At 70.4% G+C, this 17,657-nt stretch carries 10 protein-coding genes, 2 tRNA genes and 1 pseudogene; 11 read left to right on the top strand and 2 right to left on the bottom strand.

Annotation, left to right across the window (positions count from 1 at the left end):
* Positions 1-541: 541 nt before the first annotated feature.
* The 5 genes from dnaA (at position 542) to ABGB05_RS22705 (ending at position 7,248) form a co-directional block, all read left to right on the top strand.
* Positions 542-2,632, top strand: coding sequence for a chromosomal replication initiator protein DnaA (gene dnaA, locus ABGB05_RS22725; protein WP_347655481.1), 2,091 nt, complete (start codon positions 542-544; stop codon positions 2,630-2,632).
* Between the two features lie 728 nt (positions 2,633-3,360).
* Positions 3,361-4,494: a DNA polymerase III subunit beta gene (dnaN, locus tag ABGB05_RS22720; protein WP_347655480.1), complete on the top strand. Its 1,134-nt coding sequence runs from the start codon at positions 3,361-3,363 to the stop codon at positions 4,492-4,494.
* A gap of 29 nt (positions 4,495-4,523) precedes the next feature.
* Entirely contained in the window at positions 4,524-5,396 is an 873-nt protein-coding gene (gnd, locus tag ABGB05_RS22715) for a phosphogluconate dehydrogenase (NAD(+)-dependent, decarboxylating) (RefSeq protein WP_347655479.1), read from the top strand.
* Positions 5,397-5,399: 3 nt separating this feature from the next.
* A complete protein-coding gene (gene recF, locus ABGB05_RS22710) occupies positions 5,400-6,569 on the top strand; it encodes a DNA replication/repair protein RecF (RefSeq protein WP_347655478.1) in 1,170 nt (389 codons plus the stop codon).
* A gap of 103 nt (positions 6,570-6,672) precedes the next feature.
* Complete coding sequence (locus ABGB05_RS22705; RefSeq protein ID WP_347655516.1) at positions 6,673-7,248, top strand: DciA family protein; 576 nt, start codon at positions 6,673-6,675, stop codon at positions 7,246-7,248.
* A gap of 85 nt (positions 7,249-7,333) precedes the next feature.
* Here ABGB05_RS22705 and ABGB05_RS22700 read toward each other — a convergent pair.
* Together ABGB05_RS22700 and ABGB05_RS22695 are read right to left on the bottom strand one after the other, a co-directional pair.
* A pseudogene (locus tag ABGB05_RS22700) lies at positions 7,334-8,614 on the bottom strand (MFS transporter); the annotation flags it as partial.
* A 232-nt stretch (positions 8,615-8,846) separates the two neighbouring features.
* The gene (locus ABGB05_RS22695; RefSeq protein ID WP_347655477.1) at positions 8,847-9,401 is read right to left on the bottom strand and encodes a hypothetical protein; all 555 of its coding nucleotides are present in this window, start codon (positions 9,399-9,401) and stop codon (positions 8,847-8,849) included.
* Between the two features lie 645 nt (positions 9,402-10,046).
* On the opposite strand from ABGB05_RS22695, the gene gyrB reads away from it, so the two are divergent.
* The 6 genes from gyrB (at position 10,047) to ABGB05_RS22665 (ending at position 17,554) form a co-directional block, all read left to right on the top strand.
* A complete protein-coding gene (gyrB, locus tag ABGB05_RS22690) occupies positions 10,047-11,990 on the top strand; it encodes a DNA topoisomerase (ATP-hydrolyzing) subunit B (protein WP_347655476.1) in 1,944 nt (647 codons plus the stop codon).
* Between the two features lie 132 nt (positions 11,991-12,122).
* On the top strand, positions 12,123-15,914 hold the full coding sequence (gene gyrA, locus ABGB05_RS22685; RefSeq protein WP_347655475.1) for an intein-containing DNA gyrase subunit A: 3,792 nt from the start codon (positions 12,123-12,125) through the stop codon (positions 15,912-15,914).
* 3 nt (positions 15,915-15,917) lie between these two features.
* Positions 15,918-17,006 carry a DUF3566 domain-containing protein gene (locus ABGB05_RS22680; RefSeq protein ID WP_347655474.1) on the top strand — a complete coding sequence of 363 codons (1,089 nt, stop codon included), beginning with the start codon at positions 15,918-15,920 and terminating at the stop codon, positions 17,004-17,006.
* A gap of 185 nt (positions 17,007-17,191) precedes the next feature.
* Positions 17,192-17,265 (top strand) — tRNA-Ile (locus ABGB05_RS22675).
* 41 nt (positions 17,266-17,306) lie between these two features.
* Positions 17,307-17,435, top strand: coding sequence for a DLW-39 family protein (locus ABGB05_RS22670; protein WP_347655473.1), 129 nt, complete (start codon positions 17,307-17,309; stop codon positions 17,433-17,435).
* A gap of 46 nt (positions 17,436-17,481) precedes the next feature.
* Positions 17,482-17,554 (top strand) — tRNA-Ala (locus ABGB05_RS22665).
* The last annotated feature ends 103 nt before the right edge of the window (positions 17,555-17,657 follow it).

The raw sequence follows: 17,657 nt of genomic DNA, 5'->3' as shown, positions 1-17,657 counted from the left end.
AGCAACCGTCGGAGCCTACGCAGGCGGGCATCCGGCGTCAAACAGTACCCGACCGGGCGGGACCGGGGCGGCGAACCGGGCGCCCCGGGTCACGACGGCAGCCGCCCTGTTCAGGGCGGTTTCCACAGCTCCTGTCGGCAGCGGCGTCGGCACCTGGTACCCGGCGTCGCGGCGGGGGTTTTCGCTGATGTTGAGAAGGCCCCGACCTCGCCGCCGGTTGAAGGGTTGTGGACAACGCTGTTAGCGTGCCCGATTGCACGTCAGCGTCAGGGGGTGGCGGTGTCGCTGTCGGGCAAAACCGGACAAGCTCGTCGATCGTTCGACAGGTGAACCCGCGTCAACGCCGTATCAGGCCGGGGGGCAACGGCACGGACGCCCGGTCGGGCGACACAATCAGTCGGTACACAGGTTGTGGATAACTTGTGGATGACGGCGGCAACTGTCGACCGTCGTGCCTGTCCGCGCACGGTAGCAGGCCCGGAACGGTCGGCCGGGACGGCAAGGCGGCCGGCAACGCAGAGGCGATGGGGGTGGCGCGACGGTGGCCGACACGATCGACCTTGCCGCAGTGTGGATGGCGACGACCGAGGAGCTGGCTGACGAGATCATCTCAGCACAGCAGCGTGCCTACCTCCGGCTGACCCGGCTTCGCGCGATCCTCGAGGACACCGCACTGCTGGCGGTGCCGGACGCGTTCACCCGGGACGTGATCGAGTCGCGGCTGCGGCCGGCGATCACCGACGCGCTCTCCCGCCGGCTGGGTCGGGCGATCCAGGTGGCGGTCACCGTACGTCCGCCGGACGAGGCCGCGACCGGGCGCGCCTCGGTTCCCGGCTACCCGGCCCCGTCCGGCGTCGAGCCGGCCGGCCCGCCAGTCCCGCCGGGCTATCCCGGTACGGCCGGCGGCGGCTACCCCGGCGACCCGGAGCCGGCCGGCGGGTATCCCGGACCGGGTGGCTACCCCGGCGGCGGTTACCCCGAACCGGAGTCCGGCTACCCCACCGCCCCGGTCGGCGGCGGCCCGGACGGTGGTTACGCCGAACCGCGGCACCACCCGGCACGTGCCGAACCTGAGGCGCCGGAGACGCGGCCCGGCGGTACCGATCCGGCGTCCGACCGGCCCGGCGGGTCGGCACAGCAGCCGTACGGCCCCGGGCCGGGCCAGCAGCCGTACGGCGGGTCCGCGCAACAGCCGTTCAGCGGGGGCTCGGCCCAGCAGCCGTTCACCGGTTTCCCGCCGCAGCCCGGTCGCGCCGCCGAACCGCCCCGTGGCAAGTTGATCCCGGCCAGCCGCGACGGTCAGGAGACGCTCTTCTCCGCGCCCTATCCGGAGCCGTACCGGCCGTCCGCTCCGCACCAGGAGCGTCGTAACGTCGACGAGCGGGGTGCCGAGCCCCGGGAGACCGGCGGCCCCGCCGGGTTCGGTCCCGACCAGCGGATCCCCGACCGGCACCACGACGGCCGGGACCCCGGCCGCCCGGGCCTGGGCCGGGACGTCGGCACCGACAGCGGTCCGGGGCGCGGCCACGGGCCGATCGACCACCGGTCGGGGGGCCGGGACGACCGCCGGCCCGGTGGGGTCGGCGGTGCCGGCGACGTCGGCGGTAACCGGCTCAACCCGAAGTACATGTTCGAGACGTTTGTCATCGGCTCCTCCAACCGGTTCGCGCACGCCGCCTCGGTGGCGGTCGCCGAGTCGCCGGCGAAGGCGTACAACCCGCTGTTCATCTACGGCAGCTCCGGGCTGGGCAAGACCCACCTGCTGCACGCGATCGGCCACTACGCCACGACCCTGGGCAATGCCCGCTCGGTGCGGTACGTCTCGACCGAGGAGTTCACCAACGACTTCATCAACTCGCTGCGGGACGACAAGACCAGTGCCTTCCAGCGTCGTTACCGGGACGTGGACATCCTGCTGATCGACGACATTCAGTTCCTGCAGAACCGGGAGCGGACGCAGGAGGAGTTCTTCCACACCTTCAACACGCTGCACAACGCCAACAAGCAGATCGTGATCACGTCCGACCGGCGGCCGAAGGACCTGGAGACGTTGGAGGACCGGCTGCGGACCCGCTTCGAGTGGGGGCTGCTCGCCGACATCCAGCCGCCGGACCTGGAGACCCGGATCGCGATTCTGCAGAAGAAGGCGGCCCAGGAGCGGCTCTTCGCCCCGCCGGACGTACTGGAGTTCATCGCCTCCCGGATCGCCAACTCGATCCGGGAACTGGAGGGGGCACTGATCCGGGTCACCGCGTTCGCGTCGTTGACCCGTTCGCCGGTCGAACTGTCGCTGGCCGAGGAGGTGCTGCGGGACTTCATCCCCGACGGCGCCGGGCCGGAGATCACCGCCGACCAGATCATGGTCTCGACGGCGGACTACTTCGGGGTCAGTCTGGAGGACCTGCGCGGGCAGTCCCGGTCGCGGGTGCTGGTGAACGCCCGGCAGGTGGCGATGTACCTGTGCCGGGAGTTGACCGACCTGTCGCTGCCCCGGATCGGTCAGGCGTTCGGCGGCCGGGACCACACCACCGTGATGCACGCCGACCGCAAGATCCGGCAGCAGATGGCGGAACGGCGTTCGCTCTACAACCAGATCGCCGAGCTGACGAACCGGATCAAGCAGAACACCTGAGTCACCCCCACCGCCGGTCGCGAGGCCGGGTCCGGGCCGACGTGGCCCGGACCCGGCCTCTTCCGTCTGCGCCGAGCACGTCGTCCTGTCGGGTTCCGTCCCCAGCGCGTCCACAGCCGGTTGTCCACACCGGTGGACAATCCGAACGGCGCTCGGCGTACAACCCACAAGCTGTGGACAACTCCTGGGGAAACGTATGTGGACAGTTACCCAGAGTCACAAAGTTCTCCACCGATCCCGGCTGCCTGTGTACACCGTGTTGAAGGTTCTGGGGACAGTGATCGTCGATCTTCCCTCGGCTCTCCCCACAAGTGGGGAAAAGCCGGTGGGTAACCCGGTGGACAACCGGTGGACAACCGTGGAAAACCTCGACGACCGGACCGCCTGTGGACCACCGACCCCGGTTAGCTCGGGGTTGTACACAGCCACCCCACCGGTGGATAAGTCGCTGACCTGGGAAAACTCAGGATCTCCACAGTTTGCACAGCACCGATGAAGACGATTGGGTTATCTCTTCAAAAGAACAAAAACCAATCACCGGCGTTGGGCATGTTGTGGATCCTTTTGATCCGCCGTACCGACGGCTGATCAACTGCCGAAGCACCGGGGTCGGACGCACAGCCGATGCGCCCGGGCCCTAAGGTGCGATGGAGACCCCACGGTTGGCGGGGCCGGAAGGCGGCCGCCGGCATGAGACAGTTGTCGCTGATGTCGACCCGGAGGCATGCATGAAGTTCCGCGTGGAGCGCGACGCACTCGCCGACGCCGTGGCATGGACGGCGAAGAGTCTGCCCAACCGCCCGTCCGTACCGGTCCTCGCCGGAGTACTGCTCCGCGCCGGGGACGGTGGCCTACAGGTGTCCGGCTTCGACTACGAGGTCTCCAGCCAGGTGACCGTGGACCTGCAGAGCGAGGCCGACGGCGCCGCACTGGTCTCCGGCCGGCTGCTGGCCGAGATCACCAAGGCACTGCCGGCGAAGCCGGTGGAGATCGCCGCCGCCGGTGCCCACCTGGAGCTGGTCTGCGGCAGCGCCCGGTTCACCCTGCCGACGATGCCGGTCGAGGACTACCCGACCCTGCCGGAGATGCCGGGCAGCGCCGGGACCATCGACGCGGCCACCTTCGCCGCCGCGGTCGGCCAGGTCGCGATCGCCGCCGGCCGGGACGAGACCCTGCCGATGATGACCGGCGTACGCCTCGAACTGAACGGCAGCACACTGGCGATGCTCGCCACCGACCGCTACCGGCTGGCGCTGCGGGAGATCGACTGGCGTCCGGACGACCCGGAGGTCAGCGTCAACGCGCTGGTTCCGGCCCGCACCCTGCACGACACCGCCAAGGCGCTCGGGCCGCTCGGTGGCGACGTCACGCTGGCGCTGTCCCAGGGCGCCGCCGGAGAGGGCCTGATCGGGTTCGCCGGTGGCACCCGCCGGACCACCAGCCGGCTGCTGGACGGTGCCAACTACCCGCCGGTGCGGTCGCTCTTCCCGGCCAGCCACAACGCCGAGGCCCGGGTCTCGGTCGCCGCCCTCACCGAGGTGGTCAAGCGGGTCTCGCTGGTCGGCGGACGAAGCACGCCGGTGCTGCTCAACTTCAGCGCCGACGGGTTGGTCGTCGAGGCCGGCAGCACCGAGGAGGCGCGGGCCAGCGAGGCGATGGACGCCACTTTCACCGGAGAGCCGCTCACCATCGGCTTCAACCCGCAGTACCTTGTCGACGGGCTACAGAACCTCGGCTCGGCGCTGGCGGTCTTCTCCTTCGTCGACGCGTTCAAGCCGGCGGTGATCGCGCCTTCGGCGGAAGATGGGGAGATCATCCCCGGCTACCGCTACCTGATCATGCCGATCCGGGTCACCCGCTGATCGCGCCGGTTCCATCGAAGGGAAAGTCAATGCAGATCGGCCTGGTGGGCCTCGGCCGGATGGGCGGCAACATGCGCGAGCGGCTGCGTGCCGCCGGGCATGAGGTGATCGGCTACGACAACAACCCGCAGGTCAGCGACGTGGCCAGCCTGGCCGAGCTGGCGGAGAAGCTGACCGCCCCCCGGGCCGTCTGGGTGATGGTGCCGGTGCAGTTCACCGAACCCACCGTCGACGGCCTGATCGAGGTGCTCTCCGCCGGCGACATCGTCATCGACGGCGGCAACTCGCGGTTCAGCGACGACCTGCCCCGGGCCGAGAAGCTCGACCGGCACGGCATCGGCTACCTCGACGCCGGCGTCTCCGGCGGCATCTGGGGCCGGGAGAACGGCTACGGCCTGATGGTCGGCGGCGACAAGGCGCACGTCGAGCGGCTCATGCCGATCTTCGACGCGCTCAAGCCGGCCGGCGAGTTCGGCTTCGTGCACGCCGGCCCGGTCGGCGCCGGCCACTACGCCAAGATGGTGCACAACGGCATCGAGTACGGCCTGATGCACGCCTACGCCGAGGGCTTCGAGCTGCTCAGCGCCTCCGAGCTGGTGACCAACGTGCCCGGCGTGGTCAAGTCCTGGCGGGAGGGCACGGTCGTCCGGTCCTGGCTGCTCGACCTGCTCGACCGGGCACTCGACGAGGACCCGGAGCTGACCCAGCTCAGCGGCTACACCGAGGACACCGGCGAGGGCCGGTGGACGGTCGACGAGGCGGTCCGGCTCGCCGTACCGCTGAACGTCATCACCGCCTCGCTCTTCGCCCGGTTCGCCTCCCGGCAGGAGGACTCGCCGGCGATGAAGGCGGTCTCCGCGCTGCGGCAGCAGTTCGGCGGACACGCCGTACGCAAGAACTAGCCCGTGTACGTCCGCCGGCTGGAACTGGTCGACTTCCGCTCGTACGAGCGGGTCGGGGTCGACCTGGAGCCCGGCGGCAACGTGCTGGTCGGCCCGAACGGGGTCGGCAAGACCAACCTGGTCGAGGCGCTCGGATACGTCGCCACCCTGGCCAGCCACCGGGTCGCCACCGACGCCCCGCTGGTCCGGGCCGGGGCGGCGACCGCCGTGATCCGGTGCGCGATCGTGCACGACGGCCGGGAACTGCTGGTCGAGTTGGAGATCGCGCCGGGCCGGGCCAACCGGGCCCGGCTGAACCGGTCACCGGCCCGCCGGGCCCGGGACGTGCTCGGCGCGCTGCGCCTGGTGCTGTTCGCCCCGGAGGACCTGGAACTGGTCCGGGGCGACCCGGCCGAACGTCGCCGCTACCTCGATGACCTGCTGGTCACCCGGCTGCCCCGGTACGCGGCGGTCCGGGCGGACTACGAGCGGGTGGTGAAGCAGCGCAACGCCCTGCTGCGGACCGCGTACCTGGCCCGGAAGGTCGGGCGGGGGCGGGCCCGCCCGGCGGCCGGCGAGTCGGCCGAGGCCGGATCGGACCTGCACACCCTCGCGGTCTGGGACACCCATCTGGCCCGACACGGCGCCGAACTGCTCGCCGGCCGGCTGGAACTGGTCGCGGCGCTCGGCCCGCACGTGGCGAAGGCGTACGACGCGGTGGCGGCGGGACGCGGGGCCGCGTCGATCACGTACCGGTCGGCGCTGAACCTGACCGACCCGGTGCCGGACCGCCCGACGCTGGAGGCGGCGCTGACCGCCGCGCTCGTCGAGTCCCGGTCGGCCGAGATCGAGCGCGGGACGACCCTGGTCGGGCCGCACCGTGACGAGTTGGCGTTGAGTCTCGGTCCGCTGCCGGCCCGCGGCTACGCCAGTCACGGCGAGTCCTGGTCGTACGCGCTGGCGCTCCGGCTCGCCGCGTACGACCTGCTCCGGGCGGACGGGGTGGAACCGGTCCTGGTTCTCGACGACGTCTTCGCCGAACTCGACAGCGGCCGGCGGAGCCGGTTGGCCGAGCTGGTCGGCGGGGCGAGTCAGGTGCTGGTCACCTGCGCGGTGGCCGAGGACGTGCCACCGGCGCTGCGGGGGGCGCGTTACCTGGTGGGCGACGGGGAGGTGCGCCGTGCCGGCGAGTGACTCCGGACCTCCGGCGCCGAGGGACCCCGTCGTCGGCCGGGACGCGTCAGGCGCCGGGGACGCGTCGGCCGGGCCGCAGCCCGGTGCGGCGGGTGACGGGGAGCTGGCCGGTCCGGCGCTGGCCCGGGCGGTACTCGACGCCGCGTTGGCCCGACGGCGGGCGAACACCCCCCGGCGACGTACCCCGGGGGGAACCGGGGCCGGCGACGACCCGGCGGCCGCCGACGGTGACGGCGCACCGGGTGGCGGCGGCTCCCCGGCCGGCGGTCGTGCCGGGGCGCCCCGGCGTCGGCCACGGGGCTACTCCGGTCCCGGACCGGACCCCCGTGATCCGCAGCTGTTCGGCACGGTCCTCGCCCGGCTGGTGAAGGCCCGGGGCTGGCAGCAGCCGGCCGCCGAGGCGACCGTCTTCGGCGCCTGGGAACGGGTGGTCGGGCCGGACGTGGCGCAGCACAGCCGCCCGGTCAAGCTGGAGAACGGCGAACTCACGGTCGAGGCGGAGTCGACGGCGTGGGCGACTCAGTTGAGACTGCTCGCCGGTTCGCTGCTGCAGCGGATCGCCGCCGAGGTCGGACATAACGTGGTTCGTCGGCTGCATGTGCACGGGCCGACGGCGCCCTCGTGGTCCCGTGGTCCCCGCCGGGTGCGAGGACGTGGGCCCCGGGATACGTACGGCTGAGCCGGGTCAGCCGCAGCGACCGTAGCCGACGGGGGTCCGGTCCGGCGGCGACGGCGACCGTCGGCCCGGCTGCCGCCAGGGCGGGTACGGGCAGAGCGGGCACGGTGGCGGTGTCCGGCTCGCCGGTGCGGCGGGCCAGCCGCAGTCCGGCCCAGACCGAGGCGGCCACGCCGACCGAGCCGGCCAGGACCAGGGTCTGGCGCGGGCCGACGTGCTCGGAGAGCCAGCCGAGCGCCGGAGCCCCGACCGCGGCGGCGACCGATCCGGTCACGCCGATCGCGGCCAGCACCCGGCCCCGCATGGCGCCGTCGGTGTCGAGCTGCGCGCGGGTGCCGACGGTGGTATCGATGATCACCGCGGCGGCGGCGATCGGCAGGATCGCGGCGGCGAAGCTCCAGACGCCGGGGGTGAGTCCGGCGACCGCCTGCAGCACGCTGGCCGCCACCCCGGCCCCGACCAGGAGTCGGTAGCTGAGTTCCCCTCGGCGGGCGGCGGCGAGCGAGCCGAGCACCGTACCGACCGCGAAGACGGTGGAGAGCAGACCGTAGGCGCCGGCGCCGCCGCCGAGCGGGCCGTCGCTCATGGCGGCCATCGTCACCTGGTAGTTCCGGCCGAGGCTGCCGAGGACGAAGGCGAGCGCGAGGGCGGTCAGGATGACCGGCTGCCCGCGCAGGTAGCGCAGTCCGGCCCGGATGCCGTGGTCGTGCCCGGCCCGTGTCCCGGTGCCGGCCTCCGGCTGGTGCAGCTCCCGTTGGCGTACGGCGAGCAGCGCGGCGACCACGGCGGCGAAGCTGACCGAGTTCATCACGAAGAGCAGGGCGGGGCCGGTGACGGCGACCACCACCGCGCCGACGCTCATGCCGAGGATCCGGCCGGCGGAGTTGGTCAGTGAGCCGAGCGCCAGGGCGTTGCCGAGGGTTTCCCGGTCGACCATGGTCGAGCCGTACCGGCCCATCACCGGGCCCTCGATCGCGGAGAGCGCGCCGCTGACCAGCGAGATCGCGTAGATCATCGACATCTGGGGTGTGCCGGACCAGGCCAGCGTGGCCAGCGCGGCGGCCAGGCCGGCGTGTCCGACCTGGGTGGCGACCAGCAGTGGTCGGGCCGGCAGTCGGTCGGCGAGCGCGCCGCCCCAGCTGCTGAGCAGCAGGGTGGGCAGGGCCTGGAGCAGTACGGCGAGCCCCATCGAGGTGGCCGAACCGGTCTGCTGCAGCACGTACCAGTTGACTCCGAGCACCTGCATCCAGGTGCCGATGACGGAGACGAATCCGGCGCCGGCCCAGATCCGGTAGTTGCGGTGGCGCAGTGCGCCGAAGGTGGTACGCAAGCCGCGGAAGCCCCTCTGCTCGATCGGCGGCGAACGCACCGTACGTTCCGACGCCACGACTGTCCGTCACTCCCGTGCCCGGAGAGGTGGTGCCTCGGGGATGACGCGCAAGTCTGGCTGCTGCTCGGGGGAGCTGTGCAGGGGCTGGTGAAGTCCGTCACCGGTTATCGGCACACAATCGGCAATTCGGGCTAACCGTGTCATGGCCGATCGGGGGACCACCCCGGGGACGGCGGGTGGACCCGGCCCCGTACCAGGGGCCGGGCCGGGGTCAGGAGTCGGCGTAGACGGCGTAGCCGCGTTCGGCGCAGCGCCGGTAGAAGCCGGCCAGCACGGCCAGTTCGGAACGGGCGAAACTCCACTGCGGCGGCGCGCCGGACTCGTCGCGCAGCGCGTCCAGCCGACTGTCCAGCCAGCGCAACTGCTGTTCGGCCAGCCGACCGTCGGCGAGCGCGGCCCGGAGTACGGCGCTGACCGTGTCGAAGGTCACCATCTCGCCGTGCGTCCGGTGTCCGTCGACGAACCGTTCCAACCCGCCCGCGATCCAGGCGCAGCCGTCCGGGTCGATCACCGGATCCTCGTCCTCGGCCGCGGCCTCGGTGGCGTACAACACACCGTCCAGGCCCAGCAGCAGGTCGACGAGTTCGATGTAGGCCGTCGCCCGGACCGAACCGTTCTTGGCGATGTAGCCGGCGAGGGCCGCCGTCGGCGCGGCGACCTCCGGCGCGTCGGCCAGTTCGCCGAAGTCGACGAACTCGGCCGGGGCGACCGGGTCGTAGAAGCGGCCGGTTCGCGGCCAGCGCACCGCGACGTTGTCCAGCCCCATCGGGCGTCACCTCTCTGTGCACCTGACGAATCTGTGCACCTGACGAACCGGTCGGAGGGACCGTCCGGTGCGCTTTCCGGGCATCCTGGCCACGGAGCATACTCACGGCGTCGCCAAGTTACGGCACCCCGAGCGCTTCGCGCGACCCCCGCAGGTCGGGACGGGTCCACCGACCCGACGAGAACCCGGCACCGGCACCCGCACAGGCCGTCGACCGCCGAGAGCGGACCGCCGCCCGGTGCCCGAAAGCGACCCCGATCCGACCCGGTGCGTGTGGGGGGATTCGTGGGAGGAGGGGTGCGGCCGCCTACGGGGGTCTCAGGGCGTTGTGCGGGGTGCCGCATACCCAAGATGTCATCCAGGCACAGTAGGATTGATACCGAGACGACGACACGGTGCGGAGCACGATCAGGAACAGCCACGATCCGGAGAAGGGGGCACCTGATCCGGAGAAGGGGCAGCAGCCTGGACGGACCGCGCCGGGTCCGAGCCGTTCGCGATCCGTGGGAAGCCGCGGCGACCGGCGCGTTCGACCGTACCCCGGATCTTTTCGTGGTGCCGGCCCACGCGCCCGCCGACGTGGCCGCCCACCAAACCCGCGTCCACCGCGCCGTCCGGCGCGGTCGGCGCGAGAAAGTGGCCAAGGTGGCAGCGGAGAAGAAGCAGGAGTACGGCGCCGAATCGATCACCGTGCTGGAGGGCCTGGAGGCCGTCCGGAAGCGGCCCGGTATGTACATCGGATCAACCGGTGAGCGCGGTCTGCACCACCTTGTCTGGGAGGTCGTGGACAACGCGGTCGACGAGGCGCTGGCCGGCTACTGCGACACGATCGAGGTGGTCCTGCTCGCCGACGGCGGCGTCCGGGTCACCGACAACGGTCGTGGTTTCCCCGTCGACCTGCACCCGAAGCTGAAGAAGCCGGGTGTCGAGGTGGCGCTGACCGTGCTGCACGCCGGCGGCAAGTTCGACGGCAAGGCGTACGCGGTCTCCGGCGGTCTGCACGGCGTCGGTGTCTCGGTGGTCAACGCGCTCTCCACGAGGATGTTCGTGGAGATCCAGAAGGACGGCTACTTCTGGCGCCAGCACTACACCAACTCCAAGCCGTCGCCACTGGAGAAGGGGGAGAGCACCAACGCGACCGGCTCGGCGGTCTCCTTCTGGCCGGACCCGGACGTCTTCGAGACGGTCGAGTTCGCGTTCGAGACGATCTACCGCCGGCTGCAGGAGATGGCCTTCCTCAACCGGGGGCTGACCATCCAGCTCCGCGACGAGCGGGTGCAGGAGGAGGATGGCAAGCCGCGCGAGGTGACCTTCTGCTACAAGGGCGGCATCTCCGACTTCGTCCGGCACCTCAACGCCTCGAAGAACCCGATCCACAAGACGGTGGTCGAGTTCGGTGCCGAGGAGGAGGGCATGTCGGTCGAGATCGCCATGCAGTGGAACGAGTCGTACGGCGAGTCGGTCTACACCTTCGCCAACACGATCAACACCCACGAGGGCGGCACCCACGAGGAGGGCTTCCGGTCCGCGCTGACCAGCGTGGTCAACCGGTACGGCACCGACAAGAAGCTGCTCAAGGGCGACGAGAAGCTCTCCGGCGAGGACATCCGGGAAGGGCTGGCCGCGATCATCTCGGTCAAGCTCGCCAACCCGCAGTTCGAGGGACAGACCAAGACCAAGCTCGGCAACACCCCGGTCAAGAGCTTCGTGCAGCGGGTCTGCAACGAGTGGCTGGTCGACTGGTTCGACCGCAACCCGGCCGAGGCCAAGATGATCATCACCAAGGCGACCCAGGCCGCCCGGGCCCGGATCGCCGCCCAGCAGGCCCGCAAGCTGGCCCGCCGCAAGTCGCTGCTGGAGTCCGGGTCGATGCCGGGCAAGCTGGCCGACTGCCAGTCCACCGATCCGCGCGAGTCCGAGGTCTTCATCGTCGAGGGTGACTCGGCGGGTGGCTCGGCCAAGCAGGGGCGGGACCCGCGTACCCAGGCGATCCTGCCGATCCGTGGCAAGATCCTCAACGTGGAGAAGGCCCGGATCGACCGGGTGCTGAAGAACAACGAGGTCCAGGCGCTGATCACCGCCCTGGGCACCGGCATCCACGACGACTTCGACATCGAGAAGCTGCGTTACCACAAGATCGTGTTGATGGCCGACGCCGACGTCGACGGTCAGCACATCCAGACACTGCTGCTCACCCTGCTGTTCCGGTTCATGCGTCCGCTGGTCGAGCTGGGGCACGTCTACCTGGCCGCCCCGCCGCTCTACAAGATCAAGTGGAACAAGAAGGGCGACGACGCCCAGTACGCGTACTCGGACCGGGAACGGGACGGGCTGATCGCGTTGCGGCAGCAGAAGAAGCCGAACGCCCGGCCCGACGACATCCAGCGGTTCAAGGGCCTCGGCGAGATGAACTACGGCGAGCTGTGGGACACCACGATGAACCCGGCGACCCGGACGCTCCGCCAGGTCACGCTCGACGACGCGGCGACCGCGGACGAGCTGTTCAGCGTCCTGATGGGTGAGGACGTGGAGGCCCGGCGCTCGTTCATCCAGCGCAACGCCAAGGACGTCCGGTTCCTCGACATCTGACCGCGCCCTGACGGCGCCGGGCCCGCCGAGGCCCGGCGCCAGCGGTGTTCCACACGGTTATCCACAGCTTCCACGGTTTCCACAGCCGTTATCCACAGCGGAATGCGGCTTTGAGTCTGATAAGGGTAAACAGTGACGGATACTCCCGAGTCCTTCGAGAACGAGTCGGCGGAGCCGACCCCGCCGGGCGGCGGTGGGGTAGCCCAGCACGACCGGATCGAGCCGGTGGGGCTCGAGGTGGAGATGCAGCGGTCGTACCTCGACTACGCGATGAGCGTCATCGTCGGGCGCGCGCTGCCGGACGTACGGGACGGACTCAAGCCCGTACACCGCAAGATCCTCTACGCCATGTTCGACTCCGGCTACCGCCCCGACCGCGGGTACGTGAAGTGCTCCCGGGTGGTCGGCGACGTGATGGGACAGTTCCACCCGCACGGTGACTCGGCGATCTACGACGCGCTGGTCCGGATGGCCCAGACCTGGTCGCTGCGGTACCCGCTGGTCGACGGCAACGGCAACTTCGGCTCGCCCGGAAACGACCCGGCCGCCGCCATGCGGTACTGCCTCGTCGGCGACGTCCGGGTCCGTACCGCCGACGGGACGGTCCGGATCGACCAGGTGGTGCCCGACGCGGCGCCCAGCTCCGAGACCGACATCGACCTCAAGGTCCGGGACCGCAACGGCGACCTGGTGCGGGCCTCGAAGTTCTTCCACTCCGGCGCGCACCCGACGCTGCGGCTGCGCACCCGGGAGGGCTACGAGCTGACCGGAACGCACAACCACCCGGTGCTCTGCCTGGTGAACGTCGGCGGCGTCCCCACCCTGCTGTGGAAGCTCCTCGCCGAGGTACGTCCCGGCGACCGGGTGGTGCTGCAGCGGACCGTGCCGGACGAGATCGGCTACCCGATGCTGGAGCACGTCGAGGCCGCCGTCCTCGCCGGTGCGTTTGTCAGCGAGGGCTGGGTCTCGGCGGACCGGGCCGGCTTCAACAACGTCGACCGCGAGTTCTTCGTCCGGGTGCTCGCCGCCTACGACCTCGCGGTCGGCGGCCGGCGGTACGTCTCGGAGCGGGTGATCAAGTCGGGCAGCGTGCTGCACGAGCTCGACGTGCAGGACCTCGGCGAGCTGCGGAAGAGCCTGCTGGGCGAGATGGTCGGGGCGCGCAGTGCGGACAAGTTCGTGCCCGAGTTCGTCTGGCGGGGGCCGGCGGCGGTGAAACGGGCCTTCCTCCAGGCCCTCTTCGAGGGCGACGGTTCGTCGTCGCTGCTGCCCCGCAACACGATCCAGATCTCGTACTCGACCCGCAGCGGGCGGCTGGCCCGCGAGGTCCAGCAGTTGCTGCTGGAGTTCGGCGTGATCAGCCGGCAGTGCCGGTACGACAACGGCGAGACCAAGGTCGTGGTCACCAACCGACGCGACGCCCGGATCTTCGCCCAGCAGGTCGGCTTCCTCGGCCGTAAGCAGGCCAAGCTGGAATCCGAGCTGGCGAGCGTGCCGGCCAGCAGCACCGCCCTGTCGAGCGACCACGTCCCGTACGTCGGTGACTTCGTCCGCGAGCACGGTGCGACCCGGCCGTCGGAGCGGGACTGGCTGCGCCGGCACAACGTCGACCGGATCGAGCGTTGGGAGCGGGACCGGGACGAGATCGCCGCCCGGATCACCGAGCGCGAGGTGCTGGACGTCGTCGAGCCGCTCGTCGACGGTCGTTTCTACTACGCCGAGGTGGCTGAGGTCACCGACGCCGGGGTACAGGCGGTCTACAGCCTGCGGGTGGACACCGACGACCACTCGTTCGTCAGCGACGGCTTCGTCAGCCACAACACAGAGTGCAAGCTCGACCCGCTGGCGATGGAGATGCTCCGGGACATCGACGAGGACACCGTCGACTTCCAGGACAACTACGACGGCCGGGCCAAGGAGCCGACGATCCTGCCGTCCCGGATCCCGAACCTGCTGGTGAACGGCTCCGAGGGCATCGCGGTCGGGATGGCGACCAAGATCCCGCCGCACAACCTGCGGGAGATCGCCGCCGCGGTGCAGTGGTGCCTGGAGAACCCGGAGGCGGACGAGGCGACCACCCTCGACGCGCTGATCGAGATCGTCAAGGGACCGGACTTCCCGACGTACGGCCTGATCGTCGGGACCGCCGCCATCCAGGACGCGTACCGGACCGGGCGCGGTTCGATCCGGATGCGTGCCGTGGTGGAGGTCGAGGAGGACAACCGGGGGCGGACCAGCCTGGTCGTCACCGAGCTGCCGTACCAGGTCAACCCGGACAACCTCGCCGAGCGGATCGCCGAGCTGATCAAGGAGGGCAAGCTCGCCGGGATCGCCGACATCCGGGACGAGTCGTCGGGGCGTACCGGCATGCGGATCGTGCTGGTGCTCAAGCGCGACGCGGTCGCGAAGGTGGTGCTGAACAACCTCTACAAGCACACCCAGCTGCAGGAGACGTTCGGCGCCAACATGCTGGCGCTGGTCGACGGGGTGCCGCGGACGCTGAACCTCGCCCAGTTCATCCGCTACTACGTCGAGCACCAGGTCGACGTGATCCGGCGGCGGACCGCGTACCGGCTGCGCAAGGCCGAGGAGCGGGCGCACATCCTGCGGGGTCTGGTCAAGGCGCTGGACGCCCTCGACGAGGTGATCGCCCTGATCCGTCGTTCGCCCACGGTGGAGGAGGCCCGGCAGGGTCTGATCCAGCTGCTGGACATCGACGAGGTGCAGGCGACCGCGATCCTGGACATGCAGCTGCGGCGGCTCGCCGCGCTGGAGCGCCAGAAGATCATCGACGAGCTGGCCAAGATCGAGGTGGAGATCGCCGACCTCAAGGACATCCTGGCCAAGCCGGAGCGGCAGCGGAAGATCGTTTCCGAGGAGCTCGGCGAGATCGTGGCCAAGTGGGGCGACGACCGGCGTACCAAGATCGTGCCGTTCGAGGGCGAGGTCTCGATGGAGGACCTCATCGCCCGCGAGGACGTGGTCGTCACCATCACCCGGACCGGGTACGCGAAGCGGACCAAGGTCGACCTCTATCGTTCCCAGCGTCGGGGCGGCAAGGGGGTCAGCGGGGCCTCGCTGCGCCAGGACGATATCGTCAGCCACTTCTTCGTCTGCTCGACCCACAGTTGGATGCTCTTCTTCACCAACAAGGGTCGGGTCTACCGGGCCAAGGCGTACGAGTTGCCGGAGGCCAGTAGGGTGGCGAAGGGTCAGCACGTGGCCAATCTGCTCGCGTTCCAGCCTGACGAGCAGATTGCCCAGGTCATCGAGATTCCGGACTACCAGGTCGCGCCGTACCTGGTACTGGCCACCAAGAACGGGCTGGTGAAGAAGACCAGGTTGGAGGAGTTCGATTCCAACCGTTCCGGCGGCATCATCGCGATCAACCTGCGCGACGAGGACGAGCTGGTCGGTGCGGCGCTGGCGGGGCCCGGGGACGACCTCCTGCTGGTGTCGAAGAAAGCACAGGCGATTCGGTTCAACGCCACGGACGAGGCGCTCCGGCCGATGGGCCGGGCGACGTCGGGGGTGATCGGGATGCGGTTCACCGACGACGACGTCCTGCTGGCGATGGAGGTGGTCCGCGAGGGCATGGACCTGGATGTCCTCGTGGCGACGGACGGGGGGTACGCGAAACGCACCCCGATCGAGGAATACCCCGTGCAGGGTAGGGGAGGTAAAGGGGTGCTGACCGCAAAGATCACCGAGCGTCGCGGCGGGTTGGTCGGTGCGGTCGTCATCAGCCCGGACGACGAGCTGTTCGCCATCACCAGCAACGGCGGCGTGATCCGGACTCCAGTGAAGCCTGTACGCCGAACGCGTGATCGGAACACAATGGGGGTCAAACTGATGGACCTACCAGACGGCGTGACTATTGTGGCGATTGCTCGCAATGCCGACGAGCCTGACGAACAGGACTAGTTCATGACGGAGACACAGGCGAAGTCGGGGGCGGCGGGGGCCTCGACCAACCCGGTCGACGAGGAGACCGCCTCCGGCGGCGGCGCGCCGTCCGGGCGCGCCGTTGTCGGCCGGGCGGCCGTCTCCCCTGACGCGCCGTCCCCCAAGTTCACCCGGGCGCCGGGCATGCCGCCGCCGCCCGACCAGCTTCCGGGGGACGCCAGCTCCCCGTCGGCCCGTGCCGACGGGGAGAGCGAGGCCACATCGCCGCTGAGTACGGCCGGTACCGGTGCCACCACCTCCCCTGCCGGGAAGACCACCACGTCGAAGACCCCGTCGGCGAAGTCGTCTCCGGCCGGGGGCGACAAGGCCGACCGGTCGAGCCGGACGGACGAGGCGACGACCCGGCTGGAGCAGCCGGGCTCGGAGATCCGTACCGAGCGCATCCCGCTCCGGGGGGACAGGTCGACCGCCCCGGCCGGTGCCGGCGCGGAGACCACCCAGCCGATCACCGGCTCCCAGCCGACCTTCGCGACGGGCCGGGCGGGCGGCAGCACGACGCAGCCGGGTACGTCGCGGTTCGGTCTCGGCGGTTCGACGGCGCGTACCGGCGCCGGCAGCACGGCCCCCGGCACGGTTCCCGGGGCCGGGACGACGCCGGGTGGTGCCGGGGCGGTCGGTGCGGCCCGGGTCACCGAGGCCGTCCGGGCCGCGCGCACGACGGTCAGCTCCGCCGCCGCCCGTGGTCCCCGTCGGGCCCGGCTGAACCTGAAGCGCATCGACCCCTGGTCGGTGATGAAGTTCTCGTTCGCGGTCTCGCTGGTGCTTTTCATCGTGGTGATCGTGGCGACCTCGGTCCTCTACCTCGCGCTCGACGCGATGGGGGTCTTCGACAGCGTGAACGGCACCCTCACCGACATGCTGGCCGCGAGTGGTGGCTCGAACGAGAGCGCGTTCCGGATCACCGCCAAGGGCGTCATCCTCACCTCGGGTCTGATCGGTCTGGTGAACGTGGTGCTCTTCACCGCGTTGGCCACCCTGGGAGCGTTCATCTACAACGTCTGTGCGGATCTGGTCGGCGGCATCGAGCTCACCCTCGCCGAGCGCGACTGACCTGTTGGGCCGGCGGATCGTCCGGCAGCGCCGGGGCGCCGTTATGCGGTGGCCCCGGCGTTTGTCGTTCGGGTAGCGTCAGGGTCGGCCGGTCGGGCCGAGGGGCGGTTTCCCGCCGTCCACGGGTCGCCGACCCCCGAGTTGGGGTTCGTGCCGGCGGTACGGTAACCTTGCTCGGCGCGCAGGGGGCTATAGCTCAGTCGGTTAGAGCGCAGAGCTGATAACTCTGAGGTCGATGGTTCGATTCCATCTAGCCCCACTTCACACCGTCCGACATGTGTCGAGCGTGAGGATAAGTCCATGTGGAAGAAGCTTCTGCTCGTGGTCGGCGTGGTCGGCGTCGCAGCGCTCGTGATCAAGAAGGTCAAGGACTCGAACGACGAGCGCGCCCTCTGGCACGAGGCGACCACCGCACCGGACCTGCGATAATCTTTCGCTGGACCACCATCGCCGTCGGTGGCCCTCGGCCACCTGAGGGGCCGTAGCTCAACTGGCAGAGCACTGCCTTTGCAAGGCAGGGGTTAGGGGTTCGAGTCCCCTCGGCTCCACCCGAAATGCGTACCCAGATGCGGTCGGCGACGCCGGAGGCCGATGCGGGCCACCCGATCCGCATGCGGGCCCGGCGCAGGATGGCGAACCGCAGCGCAGCTG

The organism is Plantactinospora sp. B5E13 (genome assembly GCF_039871775.1).
In the GTDB taxonomy this organism is placed as follows: Bacteria; Actinomycetota; Actinomycetes; order Mycobacteriales; family Micromonosporaceae; genus Plantactinospora.
This window is presented reverse-complemented; position numbering and strand designations above follow the sequence as displayed.

What these genes read in the sequence shown, in the direction of transcription:
- dnaN (WP_347655480.1), top strand. Translation starts at nt 3,361, where the DNA reads ATGAAGTTCCGCGTGGAGCGCGACGCACTCGCCGACGCCGTGGCATGG.
- gnd (WP_347655479.1), top strand. Translation starts at nt 4,524, where the DNA reads ATGCAGATCGGCCTGGTGGGCCTCGGCCGGATGGGCGGCAACATGCGC.
- ABGB05_RS22695 (WP_347655477.1), bottom strand. Translation starts at nt 9,401, where the DNA reads ATGGGGCTGGACAACGTCGCGGTGCGCTGGCCGCGAACCGGCCGCTTC.
- ABGB05_RS22680 (WP_347655474.1), top strand. Translation starts at nt 15,918, where the DNA reads ATGACGGAGACACAGGCGAAGTCGGGGGCGGCGGGGGCCTCGACCAAC.
- ABGB05_RS22670 (WP_347655473.1), top strand. Translation starts at nt 17,307, where the DNA reads ATGTGGAAGAAGCTTCTGCTCGTGGTCGGCGTGGTCGGCGTCGCAGCG.